18 protein-coding genes are annotated in these 23,295 nt (G+C 65.5%); 15 read left to right on the top strand and 3 right to left on the bottom strand.

Annotated features, from left to right (window positions below; all coding sequences use genetic code 11):
• The first annotated feature begins 1 nt into the window (after position 1).
• From sufC to sufT, 5 genes are all read left to right on the top strand, one after another.
• Positions 2-763, top strand: coding sequence for a Fe-S cluster assembly ATPase SufC (sufC, locus tag P8H27_RS17730; protein WP_289638993.1), 762 nt, complete (start codon positions 2-4; stop codon positions 761-763).
• Entirely contained in the window at positions 760-2,079 is a 1,320-nt protein-coding gene (gene sufD / locus P8H27_RS17725) for a Fe-S cluster assembly protein SufD (RefSeq protein ID WP_289638992.1), read from the top strand. The genes sufC and sufD overlap by 4 nt, the downstream gene beginning before the upstream one ends.
• Positions 2,076-3,341, top strand: coding sequence for a cysteine desulfurase (locus P8H27_RS17720; protein WP_289638991.1), 1,266 nt, complete (start codon positions 2,076-2,078; stop codon positions 3,339-3,341). Before sufD ends, P8H27_RS17720 begins: the two co-directional genes overlap by 4 nt.
• Positions 3,338-3,793, top strand: coding sequence for a Fe-S cluster assembly sulfur transfer protein SufU (gene sufU, locus P8H27_RS17715; RefSeq protein ID WP_289638990.1), 456 nt, complete (start codon positions 3,338-3,340; stop codon positions 3,791-3,793). The genes P8H27_RS17720 and sufU overlap by 4 nt, the downstream gene beginning before the upstream one ends.
• A 173-nt stretch (positions 3,794-3,966) precedes the next feature.
• Entirely contained in the window at positions 3,967-4,635 is a 669-nt protein-coding gene (gene sufT, locus P8H27_RS17710) for a putative Fe-S cluster assembly protein SufT (protein WP_289638988.1), read from the top strand.
• On the opposite strand, the gene P8H27_RS17705 is transcribed toward sufT, so the two are convergent.
• Both P8H27_RS17705 and P8H27_RS17700 read right to left on the bottom strand, forming a co-directional pair.
• Positions 4,630-5,790, bottom strand: coding sequence for a PLP-dependent aspartate aminotransferase family protein (locus P8H27_RS17705; protein ID WP_289638987.1), 1,161 nt, complete (start codon positions 5,788-5,790; stop codon positions 4,630-4,632). The genes sufT and P8H27_RS17705 overlap by 6 nt on opposite strands.
• A 263-nt stretch (positions 5,791-6,053) precedes the next feature.
• Complete coding sequence (locus P8H27_RS17700) at positions 6,054-7,418, bottom strand: pyridoxal-phosphate dependent enzyme (protein WP_289638986.1); 1,365 nt, start codon at positions 7,416-7,418, stop codon at positions 6,054-6,056.
• A gap of 574 nt (positions 7,419-7,992) precedes the next feature.
• Between P8H27_RS17700 and P8H27_RS17695 the strand changes: the two genes are divergently transcribed.
• The 5 genes from P8H27_RS17695 to P8H27_RS17675 all read left to right on the top strand — a co-directional run bounded on the left by P8H27_RS17695 (position 7,993) and on the right by P8H27_RS17675 (position 13,065).
• Positions 7,993-9,441 (top strand): cytochrome c oxidase subunit II, encoded by a 1,449-nt coding sequence (locus P8H27_RS17695; RefSeq protein WP_289638985.1) that lies wholly within the window; start codon positions 7,993-7,995, stop codon positions 9,439-9,441.
• Between the two features lie 93 nt (positions 9,442-9,534).
• Positions 9,535-11,310 carry a cytochrome c oxidase subunit I gene (ctaD, locus tag P8H27_RS17690; RefSeq protein WP_289638984.1) on the top strand — a complete coding sequence of 592 codons (1,776 nt, stop codon included), beginning with the start codon at positions 9,535-9,537 and terminating at the stop codon, positions 11,308-11,310.
• Positions 11,307-11,996 (top strand): cytochrome c oxidase subunit 3, encoded by a 690-nt coding sequence (locus P8H27_RS17685; RefSeq protein ID WP_289638983.1) that lies wholly within the window; start codon positions 11,307-11,309, stop codon positions 11,994-11,996. Before ctaD ends, P8H27_RS17685 begins: the two co-directional genes overlap by 4 nt.
• A 4-nt stretch (positions 11,997-12,000) precedes the next feature.
• Positions 12,001-12,708 carry a heme-copper oxidase subunit III family protein gene (locus tag P8H27_RS17680; RefSeq protein ID WP_289638982.1) on the top strand — a complete coding sequence of 236 codons (708 nt, stop codon included), beginning with the start codon at positions 12,001-12,003 and terminating at the stop codon, positions 12,706-12,708.
• A gap of 15 nt (positions 12,709-12,723) precedes the next feature.
• A complete protein-coding gene (locus P8H27_RS17675) occupies positions 12,724-13,065 on the top strand; it encodes a cytochrome C oxidase subunit IV family protein (RefSeq protein ID WP_289639037.1) in 342 nt (113 codons plus the stop codon).
• A gap of 39 nt (positions 13,066-13,104) precedes the next feature.
• Here P8H27_RS17675 and P8H27_RS17670 read toward each other — a convergent pair whose 3' ends face one another.
• Complete coding sequence (locus P8H27_RS17670) at positions 13,105-13,659, bottom strand: magnesium transporter (RefSeq protein ID WP_289638981.1); 555 nt, start codon at positions 13,657-13,659, stop codon at positions 13,105-13,107.
• A gap of 711 nt (positions 13,660-14,370) precedes the next feature.
• Here P8H27_RS17670 and P8H27_RS17665 point away from each other — a divergent pair.
• The 5 genes from P8H27_RS17665 (at position 14,371) to P8H27_RS17645 (ending at position 23,280) form a co-directional block, all read left to right on the top strand.
• Positions 14,371-15,582 carry a NarK/NasA family nitrate transporter gene (locus P8H27_RS17665; protein WP_289638979.1) on the top strand — a complete coding sequence of 404 codons (1,212 nt, stop codon included), beginning with the start codon at positions 14,371-14,373 and terminating at the stop codon, positions 15,580-15,582.
• A 197-nt stretch (positions 15,583-15,779) separates the two neighbouring features.
• A complete protein-coding gene (locus P8H27_RS17660; RefSeq protein ID WP_289638977.1) occupies positions 15,780-17,444 on the top strand; it encodes a bifunctional protein-serine/threonine kinase/phosphatase in 1,665 nt (554 codons plus the stop codon).
• A 273-nt stretch (positions 17,445-17,717) separates the two neighbouring features.
• On the top strand, positions 17,718-20,174 hold the full coding sequence (gene nirB / locus P8H27_RS17655; protein ID WP_289638976.1) for a nitrite reductase large subunit NirB: 2,457 nt from the start codon (positions 17,718-17,720) through the stop codon (positions 20,172-20,174).
• Positions 20,171-20,497, top strand: coding sequence for a nitrite reductase small subunit NirD (gene nirD, locus P8H27_RS17650; RefSeq protein WP_289638975.1), 327 nt, complete (start codon positions 20,171-20,173; stop codon positions 20,495-20,497). The genes nirB and nirD overlap by 4 nt, the downstream gene beginning before the upstream one ends.
• Positions 20,498-20,562: 65 nt before the next feature.
• Positions 20,563-23,280, top strand: coding sequence for a nitrate reductase (locus tag P8H27_RS17645; protein ID WP_289638974.1), 2,718 nt, complete (start codon positions 20,563-20,565; stop codon positions 23,278-23,280).
• Positions 23,281-23,295 lie beyond the last annotated feature (15 nt).

Below are 23,295 nucleotides of genomic sequence, written 5' to 3'. Positions count from 1 at the left end.
CATGCTGGAGATCGAAGACCTGCACGCCAGCGTCGAGGGCCGCGAGATCCTGCGCGGCATCAGCCTGCGCATCGGGGCCGGCGAGGTGCACGCGGTCATGGGGCCGAACGGCTCGGGCAAGAGTACCCTGGCCCGGGTGCTGGCCGGCGACCAGAGCTACGCGGTCAGCGGCGCGGTGCGCTACCAGGGCGAGGATCTGCTGGCCATGCCGGCGGAAGCACGTGCGGTCGCCGGCATCTTCCTCGCCTTCCAGTACCCGGTGGAGATCCCCGGGGTCGGCAACCTGTACTTCCTGCGCACCGCGCTGAACGCCGTGCGCAAGCAACGCGGGCTGGAGGAGCTGGACGCCATGGACTTCCTCGCCCTGGCCAAGGAGCGCATGGCGCTGGTGGAGATGGATCCGGGCCTGATCAACCGCGCGGTCAACGAAGGTTTCTCCGGCGGCGAGAAGAAACGCAACGAGATCTTCCAGATGGCGATGTTGGAGCCGCAGTTGGCGATCCTCGACGAGACCGATTCGGGCCTGGACATCGATGCCCTGCGCAGCGTCGCGGCCGGGGTCAACGCGCTGCGCCGGGCCGACCGCGCGCTGCTGCTGATCACCCACTACCAGCGCCTGCTCGACTACATAGTGCCCGACTATGTCCACGTCATGGCCAGCGGGCGGATCGTCCAGTCCGGCGACAAGACCCTGGCGGTCGAACTGGAGCGGCGCGGCTACGCCCATTTCGAAACCGCGGCGGCGCCCGGGCAACGGCCATGAACAGTGCCGCCCAGGTGCCTCTGCTGGCGGGCCTGCACGCCACCGAGCAGGGCCGCCAACCCGCCTGGCGCCAACAGGTGCGCGACGCGGCCTGGCAATGGCTGGCCGCACACGGCTTCCCCGCGGCCAAGGACGAGGCCTGGAAGTACACCCGGGTCGCGCCCATCCTCGCGCTGCCGTTCCAGCCGGCCGCGGCGCAGCCGATCCGGCGCTTGGCCGCCGCCCGCCTCGCCCAGTGGCTCGGCGACTACGCTGGCCCGCGGCTGGTGTTCGTCAATGGTCATTTCGTCGCAGCGCTCTCAGCGCTGGCAGGGCTGCCAGCGGGTGTGCAACTGAGCAACCTGGCGGCGTTGCCGGAGGCACAGCGCGCCGTCCTGGAACCCTTGCTGGCACAGGCGCTGCAGGAGGCGCCGCATGCCTTCAGCGCGCTCAACGTGGCGCTCGGCGAGGACGGTGCCGTGCTGCAGATCCCCGCCCACACCAGGCTCGAGCAACCGATCCACCTGGTGTTCCTCACCGATCCGGCAGACGCGCCGCTGGCGACGCAGCCACGTACGCTGGTGCGGGTCGGCTCCGGCAGCCGCGCGATCCTGGTGGAAAGCCATGTCGCCTGCGGGAGCGGGGTTTACCTGAGCAATGCGCTGAGCCAGATCGTGCTCGAGGCCGGTGCGGAACTCGAGCACTACAGCCTGCAGGACGCCAGCCGCAGCGCCTACCATCTCGCCCGCCTGGACGTGCGGCAGGCGCGGGACAGCCGTTTCAACGCCCACCTGACGGCCTGCGGCGGAGCCATCGCCCGCCACGAGGTGCGGGTCGTACTCGAGGGCCCCGGCGCGCAGGTGACCCTCGATGGTCTGTACCTGCTCGGCGGCGAGCAGCACCTGGATAACCAGACCTGCATCGAGCACCTGGCCCCCCACTGCACCAGCCGCGAGCGCTACAAGGGCGTGCTCGGCGGGCGGGCCCACGGCGTCTTCGACGGGCGGATCATCGTGCGTCCGGGTGCGATCAAGACCGATGCCAGCCAGACCGTCAAGAACCTGCTGCTGTCGGCGTCGGCCCGGGCCAACGCCCAGCCGCGCCTGGAGATCTTCGCCGACGACGTCCAGTGCGCCCATGGCGCCGCCGTCGGCCAGCTGGATCGACAGGCACTCTTCTACCTGCGCTCGCGCGGGCTGGACGGGCCGGCGGCGCAGGCGCTGCTGACCTACGCCTTCGTCAGCGAGATGCTCGAGGCGATTCGCCTTGAGCCGCTGCGACCCCAGGTGGAGCGCCTGGTCGCCGCGCAGTTGCACAGTCTGGAGGTGGCGCCATGAACCAGCGCGCAAGCAACCTGCCGCCCCGGGCGCAGCGCTTCGAACCGTACCAGGTCGAGCGCTTGCGCCAGGCGTTTCCGATCCTCGCCCAACGGATCTACGGCAAACCGCTGGTCTACCTCGACAGCGCCGCCACCAGCCAGAAGCCGCAGGCGGTGATCGAGGCGATGTCGCGCTTCTTCCTGGAAGAGAACGCCAACGTCCACCGTGGCGTACACTACCTCTCGCTGCGCGCCACCGAGGCCTACGAGCAGGCGCGGATCAAGGTTCAGCGCTTCCTCAACGCCGGGCACGCCGAGGAGATCGTCTTCGTCCGCGGCACCACCGAGGCGGTCAATCTGGTGGCGCAGACCTATGGCAAAACCCATGTCCGCGCGGGCGACGAAGTGCTGATCAGCGCCATGGAGCATCACTCCAACATCGTGCCCTGGCAGATGCTCTGCGAACAGACCGGCGCCCGGCTGCGGGTGGCGCCGATCGACGACGCCGGCGAGCTGCTGCTCGACGAGCTGGAACGGCTGATCGGGCCCAAAACCCGGCTGCTGGCCGTCACCCATGTCTCCAACGTGCTCGGCACCGTCAACCCGATCCGCCGTATCGTCGAGCTGGCCCATGCCCGGGGCGCGGCGGTGCTGGTCGACGGCGCCCAGGCCGCCCCGCACCTGAAGCTCGACGTGCGCGCCCTGGGCTGCGACTTCTATGCCCTGTCGGGGCACAAGATGTACGGCCCCACCGGCATCGGCGCGCTCTACGGCCGCCGCGAGCTGCTCGAGGCGATGCCGCCCTACCAGGGCGGCGGCGACATGATCCTCTCGGTCAGCTTCGACGAGACCCTCTACGCCAAGCCGCCGCAGCGCTTCGAGGCCGGCACGCCGAACATGGTCGGCGCGATCGGCCTGGGCGCGGCGGTCGACTTCCTCGCCGGACTCGACGCAGGCGCCCTGGCCGCCCACGAGCAGGCCGTACTGGCCTACGCGCAACAGGCGCTGGCGGCGCTGCCGGGCTTGCGCCTGATCGGCACCGCGGCGGACAAGGTCGGCGTGCTCTCCTTCGTCCTCGACGGCGTACACCCCCACGATATCGGCACCATTCTCGACCGCGAAGGCATCGCCATCCGCACCGGCCATCATTGCGCCCAACCGTTGATGCAACGCTACGGCCTGGCCGCCACCGCCCGCGCCTCGCTCGGCTGCTACAGCAGCGAGCAGGACATCGATGCGCTGCTGGCCGGCCTGGTCAAGGTGCGGGAGGTGTTTCGATGAACGACCCACTGCGCGAGCTGTATCAGGAGGTGATCGTCGACCACGGCAGGCGGCCGCGCAATTTCCGCCGCATCGAGGATTCCAACCGCTCGGCGCAGGGCTTCAACCCACTGTGCGGCGACCAGCTGAGGATAGAGCTGAGGCTCGCCGACGGGGTGATCGAGGACATCGCCTTCCAGGGCGAAGGCTGCGCCATTTCCCAGGCCTCGGCCTCCCTGCTGACCCAGGCGATCAAGGGCATGCGCCAGGAGCAGGCGCTGGAACTGTTCACCCGCGTGCATGCATTGCTCACCGAGGGGCCGAGCAGTCAGACACCGCCGGAGGCGCTCGGAAAACTGGCGGTACTCGCGGGGGTCTGGGAGTTCCCGCTGCGGGTCAAGTGCGCCACCCTGGCCTGGCACACCCTGCGCAGCGCCCTGCAAGGCGGCGCTGCGCCGGTCTCGACGGAGTAGCGCATGACAGAAGCTAACCCCGCTCCCGATATCCGCCTCAGCGACGCGGCGCGGCGCGGCGCATCCTGCGCGAGGCCCTGGCCGAGGGCGGCGGCAGCTGGCTGCGCCTGCGGATCGACGAGCATTTCGCCCACGAGCTGCTGTTCGAGCCCGGCGTCGAGGGCGACACCCTGGTGGACGCCAACGGCATCTGCCTGCTGCTCGATCCGCTCAGCGCGCAACGCGCCCATGGCCTGTCCATCGACTACCGGGAAGACCTGCAGGGCACCGGCCTGTACTTCGCCAATCCCAACCGGCCAGCCCAGACCCTGCCGCAGGCACTCAGGCGCGACTGCCCGGCCACCCTGATTCCCCACGGCGAGCCGCTGCTGCTGAAGCAGGGCGAGCGGGTGCTGGTGACCCAGGCGCTGGGAGGCAGCTTCACGGTGCAGATCGCCGGCGGGCGGCTGGCGCGGATCGCCGCCAGCGAGGCCGATGCCCTCGGGCGCCAGGCGCCCCCGACCAGCGCGCCGCCGCCGGCCAGCGGCGCCTTCGACATCCAGCAGGTGCTGGAGACGCTGAAGACCGTCTACGACCCGGAGATCCCGGTCAATGTGGTCGACCTCGGTCTGATCTACCAGTGCCAGGCCCAGCTGCTGGAAGGCGGCGGCCAGCGGGTGGCGATCAAGATGTCGATGACCGCCCCCGGTTGCGGCATGGGCGACGTCTTGCAGGCGGAAGCACGGGCCAAGGTCGCGGCCTTGCCCGGGGTCGCCGAGGTCGAGGTCGAACTGGTCTGGGATCCGCCCTGGGATCAGAGCCGCATGTCCGAGGCGGCGCGCCTGCAACTCGGGCTGTTATGAGCAAGCCGCGATGGCCGCCAACGCCTGTTGCAGATCGCGGCGCAGATCCTCGACATGTTCGATGCCGACCGACAGGCGCACCAGATTGTCGCTGATGCCGATCTGCGCGCGGCGTGCGGCGGGGATCGAGGCGTGGGTCATCTTCGCCGGCAGGCTGATCAGGCTTTCCACCCCGCCCAGGCTCTCGGCCAGGGTGAACAGGCGGGTGGCCTCAAGGAAGCGCCGGGTGCCGTCGCCGTCAGTGGCCAGGTAGAGGCTGACCAGACCGCCCGCACCGCGCATCTGCCGGGCCGCCAGCTCGTGCTGCGGGTGGCTGGGCAGGCCGGGATAGAGTACCGCCGCCACCTGCGGCTGTTGCTCCAGCCAGGCGGCCAGTGCGCCGGCGTTGTCGACCTGGCGCTGCAGACGTAGCGCCAGGGTGCGCATGCCGCGCAGGCAGAGGAAGCTGGAGAACGGATCGAGAATGCTGCCCACCGAGTTCTGCAGGAACGCCAGTTGCTCGGCCAGTTCCGCGCGGTCGGTCACCACCAGCCCGGCGATCACATCGCAATGGCCGTTGAGGTACTTGGTCGCCGAATGCACGACCAGGTCGAAACCGTGTTCCAGCGGCCGCTGCAGGTAGGGCGAGGCGAAGGTGTTGTCGGCCACGGTGAGGATGCCGCGGGCGCGGCCCAATTGGCCAATCTGGGCCAGGTCGCAGAGTTTCAGGGTCGGGTTGGTCGGCGTCTCGACCCAGATCATCCGCGTCTCCGGCCGCAGTGCGCCGGCCAGGGTGGCGGCATCGGCGTCGGCCGGCACGTAGCTGACCTGCAACCCGGCGCTGGCTTTGCGCACCCGCTCGAACAACCGGTAGGTGCCGCCGTAGAGGTCGTCCACCGCGACCAGGTGGCTGTTCGCCGGCAGCAGTTCCAGCACCGTGGCGCAGGCCGCCAGGCCGGATGAAAAGGCATAGCCGTGGGCGCCGCCCTCCAGTTCGGCGATGGCCCGTTCCAGCGCCTGGCGCGTGGGGTTCTGGCTGCGCCCGTATTCGTAGCCGGCGTGCACCCCCGGCGACTGCTGGCGGAAGGTCGAGGTGGCGTAGATCGGCGGCATCACCGCGCCGGTCCAGTCCGGCTCGTAGCCGGCGTGTACGCTCAGGGTTTCGAACTCGTTCATGCTGGACTCCTGTATGCGCTCTGCCCGTCGACAACGCCTTCGCTGGCTGTTGGGGAACGTCGCGCGCGATGACGGGTGGATCATTGGTCGAGGCCGCCAGGTGTCCCCGCCAGCTAAAACTCTGTGCATGGCTGGTCAGATCTCGGCTCGGCAGCGGCCCAAGAGCCTGGCAGTCCTGCGGACTGCATTCGCCGCGGGGCGCGCCTCCTACAGGAGCGGGACTGGCTCAAGCCCCCGGAACACCCCTTCTACCGCTCAGGGCGCTAGCGCAGGGTGCGGCGCCAGAGATTGAGCACATCGCTCTTGGTGATCAGGCCGAGGAAGCGGCCGTTGTCGACGATCAACGCCACGTGGCCTTCGTCGAAGGTCTGCAGCAGGCGTTCCAGCGGCACGTCCGGATCCAGGGTCTGCAGCTTGCCGACCATCGCCTCGCGCACCGGCAGTTGGAAATGCGCCGGAGCATCCTTCACCGCGCGCAGCAGATCCCATTCGTCGATCAGGCCGACCACCCGGTCGCCGTCCATCACCGGCACCTGGTCGATGTCGTGAAAGCGCATGCGCCCGTACACCGCCGCCAGGGTTTCCTCGGGCTTGCAGGTGACCGTGCTGCCTTCCTCGTAGCGCCGCGCGATCAGGTCGCGCAGGTTGCCTTGCCTGGGCCGTTCGATCAGGCCCTGGTCGAGCATCCAGTAGTCGTTGAACATCTTCGACAGGTACTTGTTGCCGCTGTCGCAGACGAAGGTCAGCACCCGCTTGGGCGTGGTCTGCTCGCGGCAGTAGCGCAGCGCCGCGGCCAGCAGGGTGCCGGAGGAGGAGCCGGCCAGCACGCCCTCCTGCTGCAGCAACAGGCGCGCGGTGTGCAGGCTCTCGGCGTCGCCGATGCGGTAGGCGCGCTTGACCAGGGCGAAGTCGGCGATGGCCGGGACGAAGTCCTCGCCGATGCCCTCCACCAGCCAGCTGCCGGCCGCGCCGAAGTGGCCGGTCTCGACGAAGTCGGCCAGCACCGAGCCGGCGGGGTCGGCCAGCACCATCTCGAGCTGCGGCGCCACCTTTTGAAAGAAATGGGTCAGGCCGCCGAGGGTGCCGCCGGAGCCGACGCCGACCACCACGGCATCGAGGCGCTGCTCCATCTGCGCCCAGATTTCCGGGCCGGTGCCGCTCTCGTGGGCCCAGGCGTTGGCCGGGTTGTTGAATTGGTCGATGTAGAAGGCGCCCGGCATCTGCGCGGCGATGCTGCGGGCCAGGTCCTGGTAGTAGTCGGGGTGGCCCTTGCCGACATCGGAGCGGGTCAGGCGCACCTCGGCGCCGAGCGCCTTGAGGTGGAAGATCTTCTCGCGGCTCATCTTGTCCGGCACCACCAACAGCATGCGGTAGCCCTTCTGCGCGGCGACCAGGGCCAGACCCAGGCCGGTATTGCCGGCGGTGGCTTCGATGATGGTGCCGCCGGGCTGCAACTGGCCGCTGCTCTCGGCGGCCTCGATCATGCTCAGGGCAATGCGATCCTTGATCGAACCGCCGGGGTTCTGGTTTTCCAGCTTGACGAATAGCTGGCACGAGCCCGTGTCGAGATGGGTCAACGGCAGAATCGGCGTGTTGCCGATCATGTCGAGCAAGGGATTGGCGGACATCGGTTTGGCCCTCCGCGACCCAGTCGATCGCACGGCCGAGCTAGGGTCTGTTACCGTTTCATCGCGACCGCGCCGGAGCCTGTTTTAGCGCGAGGCAAGGCACGAGACGCGAAGTTTGGTTGTTCCAAATGAGCGTCGAGAAACGCAGCATCGCGCTAAAACAGGCCCGGCCCTGCGGGTTGCGCGGAAAATCTCGCCATGCGTTGTTGTAGAACTTGGCAAGGGAACAACCATTACCGGCGTCCTACGCCTAGCCTGGCGAGATTTTTCGCGGCAACGCGGCTTGCGCTGAAACGGCAACAGACCCTAGGGTTATGCCTTAACTTTATAGGCGTTGCACCAGCAGAGGGCCACTCCAGCCGACCGACGAACCATCGCCAGAGGCGCCCAGTGTCGATTTGGGCGGCGGCTCTTTTCCTCCCCTATACTCCTTCCAGCGTTTCTCGTCGGCCGGGCAGACAGGCCCGCCGCGGTGATGGACAAGGCGCTGGCCGAATTAAGCCTGTATTCGACCTTGCTGTTTAGCAGGATGTTTGTGTAGCCATATGCGCGACAGGAACAGGATGCAAAACACATGGTATTTGCAATTGTCTTGGTGCTAATCGTTGTGGCATCGGTACTGTTCCATGTGCTGAGCCCTTGGCAGGCAACGGCGGCGGCCTCCAACTGGGGTTCGATAGACGCCGCCCTGTTTATCACCCTGCTCATCACCGGCATCTTCTTCATCGCCGTCACCCTGTTCATGGCCGTTGCGATCATTCGTTACCGGCATAAAGCAGGGCGCAGGGCGGCTTATCAGCCCGAAAACAAGAAGCTGGAGTGGTGGTTAATCGGCATCACCAGCGTGGGTATCATCGGCCTGCTGGCCCCTGGCCTGGTGGTTTACCACGACTTCGTGCGGGTTCCGGATAACGCCCAGGAAATGGAAGTGGTCGCCCAACAGTGGCAATGGTCTTTCCGCTTCCCCGGCCAGGATCGCCAGCTGGGCAAGTCGGATGTCAAATGGATCGGCAGCGCCAACCCCTTCGGCCTCGACCCCAACGACCCCGCCGGCCAGGACGATGTGCTGATCCGCAACAATCAAGTGCGCCTGCCGCTCGATCAACCGGTGAAGGTACTGCTGCGTTCCAAGGACGTGCTGCACAACTTCTATATTCCACAGATCCGCAGCAAGATGGACATGGTGCCCGGCATGGTGTCCTACTTCTGGTTCACCCCGACCAAGCTCGGCAACTATGAGGTGTTGTGCGCCGAGTATTGCGGCCTGGCCCATTACAACATGCGCGGCCATATGATCGTCGAGGAACCCGCAGCCTTCGAGCAGTGGCTGAACAACCAGCCGACCTTTGCCCAGACCCTGCGTACCGCCGCCAAACCCAGCCGGGAAACGCTGCTGGAGGCGGGCCGGCAGCTGGCGCAAAGCCATGGCTGCCAGGCCTGCCATAGCCTGGATGGCAGCGCCAGCCTCGGCCCGAGCTGGAAGGGTCTGTACGGCCGCACCGAACAGTTGGCCGACGGCAGTAGCGTGCAAGTCGACGAGGCTTACCTGATCGAGTCGATCCTCACCCCCAAAGCCAAGCTGGTTCAGGGCTACCCTCCGGTCATGGTGCCCTACACTTTCAATCAGGATGAGCTGGATGCGCTACTCGCCCTGATCAAATCCTTGAGTGGCGTGCCGCCAGATGAACCCCCTGTGACCGACGCCGACCTGGCGCTGCAGGGCCAACGCCTGGCCGAGAGCCACGGTTGCCTGGCCTGCCACAGCGTCGATGGCAAGCCAGGCGTCGGGCCGACGTGGCGGGGTCTGTACGGCAAGACGCAGAACCTGGCCGACGGCACGCCAGTACGGGTCGACGAGGCCTATCTGCAAGCAGCGATTCGCGATCCCGGCGCGGTGATCGCCAAGGGCTTTGCCCCGCTTATGCCGACCTTCGAGTTGGCGGATGACGAGCTGAACGCCTTGATCGCGTTCATCAAGTCCATCGCCGGAAACAGTGACAACACAGCGGGAGCAGCGCCCTAGCAAGCTGTCGGACTTTCCCTGGCTACGGATGGTCAAGTCCGACAGCCTGCCAACCGCCAACATGCACTCGCCCCTCACCCGGAGGATGACGTGATGGCCTACGCGGAGCAGATGGAAACAGAAGCACAGCACGAACCCAAGAGTTTCCTGACCCGCTATATCTGGAGTCAGGACCACAAGGTCATAGCCATCCAATATTCCTTGACGGCTATTTTCGTCGGCCTGATCGCCCTGGTGTTGTCCGGCCTGATGCGCATGCAACTGGGCTTCCCCGGCAGTATCGCGTTTATGGACGCCGGCGCCTATTACCAGGCGATGACCATGCACGGCATGATCATGGTCATCTACCTGCTCACCGCCCTGTTCCTCGGCGGCTTCGGCAACTACCTGATTCCGCTGATGGTGGGGTCGCGCGACATGGTCTTCCCCTACGTCAACATGCTCAGTTACTGGTTCTACCTGCTCTCGGTGCTGGTCTTGCTCGCCAGTTTCTTCGCCCCCGGCGGCCCCACCGGCGCGGGCTGGACGCTCTACCCGCCGCAGTCGATCACCCCGGGCACCCCGGGTACCGAATGGGGCATCGTGCTGATGCTGGTATCCCTGGCGATTTTCATCGTCGCCGCCACCATGGGCGGTTTGAATTACGTGACCACGGTGCTGCAGGCGCGCACCCATGGCATGACCCTGATGCGCATGCCGCTGTCGGTCTGGGGCATCTTCATGGCCTCGATTCTGGCTCTGCTGGCCTTCCCGGCGTTGTTCGTCAGCGCGGTGATGATGCTGTTCGACAAATTGCTCGGCACCAGCTTCTTCATGCCGGCGATCATCTCCCTGGGCCAGCCCCTGGAGCACCAGGGCGGCAGCCCGATCCTGTTCCAGCACCTGTTCTGGTTCTTCGGCCACCCGGAGGTCTACATCGTCGCCCTGCCCGCCTTCGGCCTGGTCTCCGATCTGATCAGCACCCATGCGCGCAAGAACATCTTCGGCTACCGCATGATGGTCTGGGCCATAGTCGCCATCGGCGTGCTCAGCTTCGTGGTCTGGGCGCACCACATGTATGTCAGCGGCATGAACCCCTACTTCGGCTTCTTCTTCGCCACCACCACTCTGATCATCGCCGTGCCGACCGCGCTAAAGGTCTACAACTGGGTGCTGACCCTGTGGCAGGGCGACATCCACCTGACCGTGCCCATGCTGTTCGCCCTGGCCTTTATCCTCACCTTCCTGGTCGGCGGCCTGACCGGACTGTTCCTCGGCAATGTAATCGTCGACATCCCGCTGTCGGACACCTATTTCGTCGTCGCCCACTTCCACATGGTCATGGGCGTCGCGCCGATCCTGGTGGTGTTCGGCGCCATCTACCACTGGTACCCGAAAATCACCGGGCGGATGATGAACGAGCGCCTGGGCAAGCTGCACTTCTGGATCACCTTCCTCGGCACCTATGCCATCTACTTCCCCATGCACTACCTGGGCTTCCTCGGCATGCCGCGGCGCTACTACGCCTACGAGGACTACGCGTTCATTCCGCAGTCGGCGCAGGATCTGAATGCCTTCATCACGGTGGCGGCCCTGACCGTCGGGGTGACCCAGCTGCTGTTCCTGTTCAACCTGTTCTGGAGTGCCTTCAACGGCAAACCCGCCGGCGGCAACCCCTGGCAGGCCACCAGCCTGGAATGGCAAACGCCGCAGACCCCGCCGGTACACGGCAATTGGGGCGCCAAGCTGCCGGTGGTGCACCGCTGGGCCTATGACTACAGCGTGCCCGGGATCGAGCAGGATTTCGTCCCGCAGACGGTGTCCGCCGAGGAGTTGCAACGGATGCGCCAGCGCGGCGCCGAGACCGCGCCAACGGATAAACGACCATGAACCGACTACTGTTGAGGAACACCGACAGCATCGAGCCCAGTGGCGGCTGGAGTCCCGACGCGGGTATCCCCAGCCCCGCCGCGCTGGCTAGCGCCCGCACCGCAAGAGTCGGCCTGCGCCTGTTGCTGGCGGTGGTCAGTTCGCTCTTCCTGCTGTTCCTGATCGCCTTCATCATCCGTGCGCAAGTGCCCGACTGGCAGCCGCTGACCGCACCGTTGGCACCGCTGGTCGACACCGGCGCGCTCTGGCTGAATAGCGCCGCGCTGGCCGGCGCCAGCATCGCCCTGCAATGGGCGCGCGTGGCCGCCCGCCGGGGTCACGCACAGGCGACGCTGGCCGGCTTCGCCCTGGGCGGCGTGCTGGCGCTCGCCTTTCTGCTCGGGCAACTCTGGGTCTGGCAACGGTTCGCCGCCTGGGGTTATTTCGTCGCCAGCAACCCGGCCAACAGCTTCTTCTACCTGCTCACCGGTCTGCACGGCCTGCACCTGCTGGGCGGCCTGGTGGCCTGGGGCAGAACCCTGGGCAAATTCCTGCGCCACGTGCCCCTGGTACGGCTCGCCAGCAGCGTCGAACTCTGCGCCATCTACTGGCATTACCTGCTGGGGCTTTGGCTGCTGCTCTTCGCCCTGCTGACCAGTACACCGGCAACCTATGAAGCCATCGCCGCATTCTGCGGCCTGAGGTGAAGCCATGGCAGCGCACTCAGCAACACCCGCAGATCGCCCAGCGCTTACGCCCGATACAGCTGCCGCGGGCTGGCAAGGCATCGCCGGCGACTGGTCGTCGGATAAGGATGCGTTCAAGCAGGTGCCCTGGGGCAAGGCGATGATGTGGATCTTCCTGCTCAGCGACACCTTTATCTTCACCTGCTTCCTGACCGGCTATATGGCGGTGCGCATCAGCACCACCGAGCCCTGGCCGAACGCCAGCGAAGTCTTCGCCCTGACCATCGCCGGCCAGCACATCCCGCTGATCCTGATCGCCATCATGACCTTCGTGCTGATCAGCAGCAGCGGCACCATGGCCATGGCGGTCAACTACGCCTACCGCCGCAACCGCGGCAAGACTGCCGCCCTGATGCTGGCCACCGCCTGCTGCGGCGCGGCCTTCGTCGGCATGCAGGCGTTCGAATGGAGCAAGCTGATCGAGGAAGGCGTACGCCCCTGGGGCAACCCCATGGGCGCGGCGCAGTTTGGCGCGAGCTTTTTCATGATCACCGGGTTCCACGGCCTGCACGTGTCGATCGGCGTGCTCTACCTGTGCATCGTCGCGGGCAAGGTGTTGCGCGGCGACTACGAGCGCTCCGGCAACTATCAGAACGTCGAGATAGCCGGGCTGTACTGGCACTTCGTCGACCTGGTGTGGGTGTTTATCTTCGCTTTCTTTTATTTGTGGTAGCGCGGCAGAGGAGCACTGGCCATGACGCAAACAGGACAACAGCATCCGATCAGCCTGTACCTGAAGATCTGGGGGCTGCTGTTCGTCCTCAGCACCCTGTCCTACCTGGTCGACTACTTCCACTTCGCCGGCTATCTGCGCTGGTCGCTGATCGTCACCTTCATGCTGTTGAAGGCCGGCTTGATCGTTTCCATCTTCATGCACATGGCCTGGGAGCGCCTGGCCATGGTCTACGCCATTCTGGTGCCGCCCCTGTGCCTGCTGGTGCTGGTGGGACTCATGGCCACTGAGGCGGACTATGTTTTCCTCAGCCGGGTGCTTTTCTTTGGCCAAGGCATAACCGCGCCATCACCTTGATCCTTGATGATCCCGCGGTTGCGGTCATTGCAAGCGTCGTTAGATCGTGCGCTTGAACTGATGCCATCTGTGCAACCAGGCCACGATCCAGTGCGGGGCTGCCGATCCCGTTCCGGCGACCCTCAACTGCGGGTGATGGGTGATGACCTGCTCAAGCAGCGTTTCCTGTTCCGGCTCGACATCGACGAAAAAGATGTGCTTGCCTTCTTCTAGGTTGCTCCTGAAGCGGCGGAAGTGGGTATTCGGCAGCTGGATACCCAAAAAGCCACCTTCCCAGGTGCAGAAACCCAGCAGCACGATCGCCAGGAAGATAAAGGGCATCCATCCCGCAGCGGTGGCGGTCCAGCCCAGCAGATAGGCGCCACCGAGAACCAGGATGACCAGCACCACACCAACGGCCGCGCCAAGCTCGCCTGAGTGGACAACATCCTGCTTCATGAACGAGGGCACATCGTGCAGGTGGTGTCGCTCAACATCGGCATCCTTCTCGCTGAGCACATGAATCTGCTCGGTACTGATGCCCTTGGCCTCCAACTCCTGCTCAACGGTTTCAAGATCGTCGAGGTTGTCACTGGTGTAATAGTGCCGATTCATGACCTACCTCCCAATTCGCCTCACATCAACCGCGCCGCCACTGCCCCGCTACCCGACAGTTACAGCCGCCACCCTGTCTCGGTGAACGGCCTCGGCCTTTCTGTTTGATCGACTCCAAGTATAGCACCACGCAAAAATCATAATTTCACAAAAGTCAAGACCCAGCACCAAGATTAACCACGAGCACTCCGTGTAGAGCCTGCCGCATCGATTCCGAGCATCACGCAAGCACGCGGACTTTCTGACCAGCGGATTTATGGCCAGGCTCCCGGCCGCCACGCGGCGAGCCACGACCTCGCCCCATCTCGGCGCACAAATAAGCAACCGCGCTCTTTTTTGCACCACAAAAAGCCCAGCGCGCCAGCTGCACAGCCCCAGAAAGTCGCTGAGTCCCGGTGTTGGCTTGGCTCTTGCTAAAGCCTTGTCACAGGTGGCCAATGGCGGCTGCCCTCATGAACGACAAAGACGTCGCCTCACCCTCGCCCCAGTGCGAACGGTGATGCGGCGTTTTTAGTTTCTGCCCCAACGCCCGGGGCTGGTGGTTCCTCTGCGATCCAGAGGTCTCGCTTGCACTTCTCTCAACCCCGCTGTGGCCTCGGCCGCAGGGCCTTGCACCACAAGTGCAGAGCCTCCCCGGCGGGTGCGGACGGCGTGTCCACGACCACGGCGCGCCGCATCCCACCGGGATCCTTCTTGCTGACGAGGTATTCGATGAATAAAAGTTTCTGGAACGCCGGCCACACTCCGACGCTGTTTGCCGCCTTCCTCTATTTCGACTTGAGCTTCATGGTCTGGTACATACTTGGCCCGCTGGCGGTGCAGATCGCCACCGACCTGGAACTGACCGCACAACAACGCGGCCTGATGGTGGCCACGCCAATCCTGGCCGGTGCCGTGCTGCGCTTTTTCATGGGCTTGCTGGCCGATCGGCTGTCGCCCAAGACCGCCGGCCTGATGGGCCAGGTAGTGGTGATAAGCGCTCTGTTCTGCGCCTGGCAGATCGGCATCGGCAGTTACGAGCAAGCCTTGCTGCTCGGCCTGTTCCTCGGCTTTGCCGGCGCCGCCTTTGCCGTCGCCCTGCCGCTGGCCTCGCAGTGGTACCCGCCACAGCACCAGGGCAAAGCCATGGGCATTGCCGGTGCGGGCAACTCCGGCACAGTGCTGGCGGCCGTATTTGCTCCGAGCCTGGCCGCCCTGTTCGGCTGGCAGAATGTGTTCGGCTGGGCGCTGATTCCGTTGCTGATCACCCTGGTAATCTTCGCCCTGCTGGCGAAGAACGCCCCCGAGCGGCCCAAGCCGAAAGCTCTGGCCGACTACCTGAAAGCCCTGGGTGACCGCGACAGCTGGTGGTTCATGCTCTTCTACAGCGTCACCTTCGGCGGCTTCATTGGCCTGGCCAGCGCGCTGCCCGGCTACTTCAATGACCAGTACGGCCTCAACCCGGTGACCGCCGGCTACTACACCGCCGCCTGCGTCTGCGCCGGCAGCCTGATGCGCCCGCTTGGCGGTGCCCTGGCCGACCGCATTGGCGGCATCCGCGCCTTGCTGGTGATGTACACCATTGCCTCGCTGAGCATTGCCGCCGTCGGTTTCAACCTGTCCAGTTCAACGGCGGCGCTGGCCTTGTTCGTCACCGCCATGCTCGGCCTGGGTGCGGGTAATGGCGCGGTGTTTCAGTTGGTGCCGCAGCGCTTTCGCAGGGAAATTGGCGTCATGACCGGGTTGATCGGCATGGCCGGCGGTATCGGCGGCTTCCTCCTGGCCGCCGGCCTGGGTGCGATCAAGCAACAAACCGGCGACTACCAACTGGCGCTGTGGTTTTTTGCCAGCCTCGGCGTACTGGCCTGGTTCGGCCTGTATGGCGTCAAACGCCGCTGGCGCACTACCTGGGGTTCGGCTGCGGTCACTGCCGCCCGGGTATGATGAACGTCCCGCAGGAGCCAGCTTGCTGGCTCCTGCACACCCCCTCCGCCTATCGGAGGGTTGCGGCAAAGGCGGGGCTGACCGGCAGAGTTGTATCGCACTGGTCAGGAACGATGGGTGAAGCCGGCAACGGTCAACCCGGCAGCCATGCTCCGGCCCCGCCTTTGCCGCAACCCTTCCCTTTCAGGGATGCCGCCATGGCCCTGCAACTCACTTTCGGCGAAGCCAGCGCGACCGGCCCGCGACCGGAGAATCAGGATGCCATCCGCGTGGTGACGCCGGCTCCGGCCCTGGCGGCGAGCAAGGGTTATCTGTTCGCCTTGGCCGACGGCGTCAGCCAATGCGCCGACGGCGGTCTGGCCGCGCGAGCGACCTTGCAAGCGCTGGCGCTGGACTACTACGCCACCCCGGAAACCTGGGCGGTGGCACAATCGCTGGATCGCCTGCTGATCGCCCACAACCGTTGGCTGCAAGCCAATGGTGGCGGCCAGCCGCTGCTGACCACCCTCACCGCCCTGGTGCTGCGCGGCCGACGTTTCACCCTGGCACATGTCGGCGACTGCCGCGCCTATCGCTGGCACAGCGGCCAACTCGAGCGCATCAGCGCAGACCATGTCTGGGAACAACCGGGCATGCAGCATGTGCTCAAGCGCGCCCTGGGCCTGGATCAACACCTGGTGGTCGACTACCTGGACGGCGAATTGCGCGAAGGCGAGAGCTTCCTGCTGGTCAGCGACGGCGTCTGGGCGACACTCGGCGACGCCGGCATCCAGCGCATCCTGCACGACGAGCAGGATGCACACGCCGCGACCCGCGCGCTGGTCAGCGCCGCCCACCTGGCCGGCAGCCAGGACAATGCCAGCGCCTTGCTGGTGCGGGTCGAAGGCCTGCCGGAAAACGCCCTGGCCGACACCCTGGCGCAACTCAAGCATTGGCCGTTGCCGCCAAAACTGCGCGAAGGCCAGGACTTCGAAGGCTGGCAGGTCGAGCGCTTGCTGGCCGAGTCGCGCCAGTCGCTGATCTACCGCGTACGCGACGGCCAGGCGCGCCGCTGGCTGCTCAAGACCCTGCCCGCCAATCGCGCCGACGAGCCGCAGGCCGGCCCGGCCCTGCTGCTCGAGGAATGGTTCTTGCGCCGAGTGGCCGGACGCTTCTTCGCCGAAGTTCATCCACTGCCGCAACGCCAGCACCTGTACTACCTGCAGCGCGAATACGCCGGCCAGACCCTGGCCGAACAACAGCGCCTGTCCGGCCCCCTCGGCCTGCCCGACTGGCTGGATCTCGCCCCGCGCCTGGTCAAAGCCCTGGGCATGTTGCATCGACGCAATATCCTGCACCGCGACATCAAGCCGGAAAACCTGCTGTGGGGCGACGACGGCGAACTGCGCGTGCTGGATTTCGGCTTGGCCTACTGCCCCGGCCTGTCGCGCGATGAGGCTCACGACCTGCCTGGCACCCCCAGCTACATTGCCCCGGAGGCGTTTGCCGGTGCCGCCCCCAGCGCCCAGCAAGATCTTTACGCCGCCGGCGTGACCCTCTACCAGCTGCTCACCGGCCACTATCCCTATGGCGAGATCGAGGCGTTCCAGCATCCACGTTTCGCCAGCGCAACGCCGGCCAGCCGCTACCGCCCCGACTTGCCAAGCTGGATCGACGAGAGCCTCAACCGCGCGGTCAGCGCCGACCCCAAGCAGCGCTACGAGACCGCCGAGGAATGGTTGCTGGCCCTGGAACAGGGCGAGCGCCAGTCACTGAGTAGCCGGCCGCGCCCATTGCTCGAGCGTGAGCCGCTGCAAGTCTGGCGCACAGTGGCCCTGCTGTCCCTGCTCTTGAATCTGGCCCTGCTGGTGCTGCTGAAGTAGCCCTGCAAATGCACCAGAACGGCGCAACACGCCTTATCCAGGTGCAGCGAAGCATCGACACCGACCTAAAACGCCACGCAAACCCGCTAATTCCCAAGCATCTATGAAGTTGGCACAAGCCCTGCATTGGTATTGGCAAATTTGAATAAAGCGCGACCTTCAACGATGAGGGCCGCACTTCCCGAGAGAACGGGACTTGGACAAAGGCGTCCTCGCTGGGTGACCAGCGGGACGCCTTTTTTGTTTTCCGGTTATGCGTGACGGTGAGGAACCATGAAAAAACTCAAGCTGGTAATGATCGGTAATGGCATGGCCGGAGTGCGTACTCTTGAAGAGCTGATCAAGCTCGCCCCGGACCTGTACGACATCAGCGTATTTGGCGCCGAGCCGCACCCGAACTACAACCGCATCCTGCTCTCGCCGGTGCTGGCCGGCGAGCAGACCTTCGAGGAGATCGTCCTCAACGACCTCAACTGGTACAGCGACAACGGCATCAAGCTACTGCTCGGGCGCAAAGTGGTGAAGATCGACCGCAAGGCGCGTGTGGTAGTGGCCGATGACGGCAGCGAAGCCGAATACGACCGCCTGCTTATCGCCACCGGCTCCAACCCGTTTATCCTGCCGATCCCGGGCAACAACCTGCAGGGCGTAATCGGCTATCGCGATATCGCCGACACCCAGGTAATGATGGACACCGCCAAGACCCACAAGCATGCGGTGGTCATCGGCGGCGGCCTGCTCGGCCTGGAAGCGGCCAACGGCCTCAAGCTGCGCGGTATGGACGTCACCGTGGTGCATCTCGGCGACTGGCTGCTGGAGCGGCAACTCGACAGCACCGCCGGCCGCCTGCTGCAGCAATCCCTGGAAGACCGTGGCCTCAAGTTTCTCCTGCCCAAGCACACCGCCGAACTGTTGGACAACGGCGAAGGTCGGGTCTGCGCGGTCAAGTTCAAGGACGGCGAAGTCATCCCCGCCGACCTTGTGGTGATGGCGGCCGGTATCCGCCCCAACAGCGAGCTGGCCGAACAATCCGGGATCGCCTGCAACCGCGGCATCCTGGTCAACGACACCATGCAGACCTATGACCCGCGGGTCTACGCCATCGGCGAATGCGCCAGCCACCGCGGCATCGCCTACGGCCTGGTCGCCCCGCTGTTCGAGCAGGCCAAGGTCTGCGCCAACCACTTGGCCCAGCTTGGTTTCGCCCGCTATCAGGGTTCGGTGACCTCGACCAAGCTCAAGGTCACCGGCATCGACCTGTTCTCCGCCGGCGAATTCATGGGCGTCGAAGGCAGCGAGACCATCACCCTGTCCGACCCCATCGGCGGCGTGTACAAGAAGCTGGTGATCAAGGACGACGTGCTGGTCGGCGCCTGCCTGTACGGCGACACCGCCGACGGCGGCTGGTACTTCCGGCAGATCCGCGAGAACCACAACATCGGCCAGATCCGCGACCATCTGATGTTCGGCGAGAGCACCACCGGCGACGCCGGCCACCAGGGTCAGAACAGTGCCGCGAGCATGCCCGACAGCGCCGAAGTGTGCGGTTGCAACGGCGTGTGCAAAGGCACCATCGTCAAGGCGATCCAGGAAAACGGCCTGTTCTCGGTGGACGAGATCAAAAAGCACACCAAGGCCGCCAGCTCCTGCGGTTCCTGCACCGGCCTGGTCGAGCAGATCCTGATCAGCACCGTGGGTGGCGCGGCCGACGTCAAGCCGAAGAGCGAGAAAGCCATCTGCGGCTGCAGCGACCTCAACCACGGGCAGGTGCGCAAGGCGATCCGCGAGGAGCACCTGACCAGCATGGCGCAGGCCATGACCTATCTCAACTGGAACACCCCGAACGGTTGCGCCACCTGCCGCCCGGCACTGAACTACTACCTGATATCCACCTGGCCGGGCGAGGCCAAGGACGACCCGCAGTCGCGCCTGATCAACGAGCGCGCCCACGCCAACATCCAGAAAGACGGCACCTACTCGGTGGTGCCACGCATGTGGGGCGGCGTGACCACCCCCGCCGAGTTGCGCCGCATCGCCGATGTGGCCGACAAATACCAGGTGCCCATGGTCAAGGTCACCGGCGGTCAGCGCATCGACCTGCTGGGGATCAAGAAGGACGACCTGCCGGGCGTGTGGAAAGACCTCGACATGCCCTCCGGGCACGCCTACGGCAAGTCCATCCGCACCGTGAAGACCTGCGTCGGCAGCGAGTTCTGCCGCTTCGGCACGCAGAACTCGACCCAACTGGGCATCGACCTGGAGCACGACCTGTTCAACATGTGGTCGCCGCACAAGGTCAAGCTGGCCGTCTCCGGTTGCCCGCGCAACTGCGCCGAAGCCGGCATCAAGGACGTCGGCATCATCGGCGTGGACTCCGGCTGGGAGATCTACATCGGCGGCAACGGCGGGATCAAGACCGAGGTCGCCGAGTTCTTCGTCAAACTCAAGACCGCCGAGGAGGTGCGCGAGTACAACGGCGCCTTCCTCCAGCTGTATCGCGAGGAGGCCTTCTACCTGGAGCGCACCGTGCACTACATGCAGCGCGTAGGCATGGATCACATCAAGAAGGCCGTGTTGGAAGACGAGGCAAACCGCCAGGCACTGAACGCGCGCCTGCAGTTCGCCCTGTCCTTCGAGCAGGACCCATGGAAGGAGCGGATCGAACAACCGCAACTGAAGAAAGAGTTCGATCGTATCGTCGTCACCCAAATCGAGGAGGCAAGCGTATGAGCTGGCTGGATATCTGCACCCTGGAAGAAATCAACGTATTGGGCTCGCGCGTCGTCGCCGGCCCCAAGGGCGACATCGCCATCTTCCGCACCGCGGGCGACGAGGTATTCGCCCTCGACGACCGCTGCCCGCACAAGGGCGGCCCGCTGTCCCAAGGGCTGATCTACGGCAAGCGGGTGGCCTGCCCGCTGCATAACTGGCAAATCGAGCTGGAGTCGGGCGAGGCGGTAGCGCCGGATGTCGGCTGTGCCCACCGGCATCAAGCAAAAGTCGAAAACGGCCGCGTATTGCTGATGCTGAACACAGCGACCGAATGTGCCTGACAGGCCATTTGTAGGCCGCGCCGTATTCGGCCCGGCCTACGGGATTAGCGCAGAGAGATGACGCCATGACCCACCCCCATCAGATCACCGCCTCCACCTGCTGCTACTGCGGCGTGGGCTGTGGTGTGCTGATCGAACACGACGGCGAGAGGATTCTCGGCGTCCAAGGCGATCCGGATCACCCAGCCAACTTCGGCAAACTCTGCAGCAAGGGCTCGACCCTGCACCTGACCGGCGACCTCGACGCCCGTGGCCTCTACCCCGAACTGCGCCTGGGCAAAAGCCTGGCCCGCTCGCGCACGGACTGGGACAGCGCCCTGGATCACGCCGCCAACCAGTTCGCCGAGACCATCCGCGAACACGGCCCGGACAGCGTGGCCTTCTACATCTCCGGCCAGTTACTGAGCGAGGATTACTACGCCTTCAACAAGCTGGCGCGGGCCCTGGTCGGCACCAACAATATCGACAGCAACTCGCGCCTGTGCATGTCTTCGGCGGTGGCCGGCTACAAGCGCAGCCTCGGTGCCGACGCCCCGCCGTGCAGCTATGAGGACATCGAGCAAAGCGACTGCCTGCTGATCGCCGGCAGCAACATGGCCTACGCCCACCCGGTGCTGTTCCGCCGCCTGGAAGAAGCCAAGGCCAAGCGCCCGGACATGCGCGTCATCGTCATCGACCCGCGGCGCACCGACACCAGCGAGCTGGCCGACCTGCACCTGGCGATCCTGCCGGGCAGCGATGTCGCGCTGTTCCACGGCATTCTGCATATTCTCATGTGGGAAGGCTGGATCGATCGCGCCTATATCGATGCCCACACCCAGGGCTTCGACGCACTGAAAACCCTGGTGCGTGACTACAGCCCGCAGATGGTCAGCGAGCTGTGCGGCATCAGCCAGGACAGCCTGCAACAGTGCGCGCGGATGATCGGCAGCGCACCGAGCTTTCTCTCGCTCTGGTGCATGGGCCTTAACCAGTCGAGCAGCGGCAGCGCGAAGAACAGCGCGTTGATCAACCTGCACCTGGCCACCGGCCAGATCGGCAAACCCGGCGCCGGCCCTTTCTCCCTCACCGGCCAACCGAATGCCATGGGCGGCCGCGAAACCGGTAGCCTGGCCAACCTGCTGCCGGGACATCGCGATGCCGCCAACGCCAAGCACCGCGCCGAGGTCGCCGGCTACTGGGGCATCGACAGCTTGCCGAAAAACACCGGGCTGACCGCCATCGAGCTATTCGAAGCAGTGCGCATCGGCAAGATCAAGGCCCTGTGGATCGCCTGTACCAACCCGGCGCAATCCATGCCGGATCAGAACAAGGTGCATGAAGCCCTCGCCGGCTGCCCGTTCGTGGTGGTTCAGGAAGCCTTCTTCACCACCGAGACCTGCCATTACGCCGACCTGCTGCTGCCCGCCGCCAGCTGGGGCGAGAAGGAAGGCAGCGTGACCAACTCCGAGCGCCGCATCAGCCATGTGCGCCGCGCCGTAGCCGCGCCCTTCGATGCGCGGCCGGACTGGGCGATCGCCACGGACTTCGCCCGTCGCTTAGAAAAACTGCTGCGCCCCGGCCTGCCCAGCCTATTCGACTTCGACAGCCCGCAAAGCGTGTTCGAAGAATACAAACACCTGACCGCGAACCGTGACCTCGACCTCTCGGGGCTCAGTTACACGATTTTGGACAACCAAGGCCCCCAGCAATGGCCGTTCCCGGCCGGCGCAACCCAGGGTACTGCGCGCCTGTATGGCGACGGTCGCTACCCAACCGCAAACGGCCGCGCGCAGTTTCATGCCGACCCCTACCGCGCGCCCAAGGAACAACGCGACGCGCGCTTCCCCCTGACCCTCAATACCGGCCGCCTGCGCGACCAGTGGCACGGCATGAGCCGCACCGGCACCGCCGCGCGCCTGTTCGGTCATGTCGAGGAGGCCGCGCTCAGCCTGCACCCGGACGAGCTGCGCCGCCTGCGCCTGCAAGCCGGCGACCTGGTCAAGATCCGCAGCCGCCGTGGCAGCCTGATCGTGCCGGTACAGGCCGACGAGGCGATTCGTTCCGGCCAGGCCTATCTGCCCATGCACTGGGGCAACCGTTTTCTCAAGGGCCTGGGCACCAACGTACTGACCCTGCCGGCCTTCGACCCGCTGTCCAAGCAGCCCGAACTCAAGCATGCCGGGATCCAGGTGGCGAAGGTCGAGCTGCCTTGGCAGTTATTCGCCCTGGTCGAGGCCGACGTACAGAAGCGCTTCGAGGCATTGCGTCCGCTATTCGAGTCCTTTGCCTACGCCAACCTCAGCCTCACGGGTCGCGAGCGCCCGGCCCTGGTCATCCGGGCGGCCAACGCGGTGGCACCCGAGCCTGAACTGCTGGCGCAAATCGACCGCTTGCTGGGACTGCACGAAGGGCCGGTGCTGGCCTACGACGACCCACGTCGAGCCGTGGGCAAACGCGTACGCATCGAGGACGGCCGCATCAAGGCCATCCGCCTGGCTGGCGAAACCGCGGCCCGCGACTGGTTGAAGAGCCTGTGGAGCGAAGGTCAGGCCGATGCCGAGCTGCGCCGCTGGCTACTGGCGCCACTGTCCACCCCACCCGGTGCCGCCAGTGGCATGAAAGCCGGCAAGACCCTGTGCAGCTGCCTGAACGTCAGCGAAGCCGTCGTGTGCAGCGGCATTGCCCGCGGCCTTGACCTGGATGGGCTCAAGCAAGAACTGAAATGCGGAACCAGTTGCGGCTCCTGCGTAGCGGAAATCAAACGGCTATTGGCCACCCAGCCTGTAGCGCTGCATGCATAACCGCAGGGTGGATGG

Origin of the sequence: Pseudomonas sp. sp1636, from assembly GCF_030376615.1 — a bacterium.
Lineage (GTDB): Bacteria > Pseudomonadota > Gammaproteobacteria > Pseudomonadales > Pseudomonadaceae > Aquipseudomonas.
Note: the sequence above shows the minus strand (reverse complement) of the source record. Positions and strands in the feature narration are given on the sequence as shown.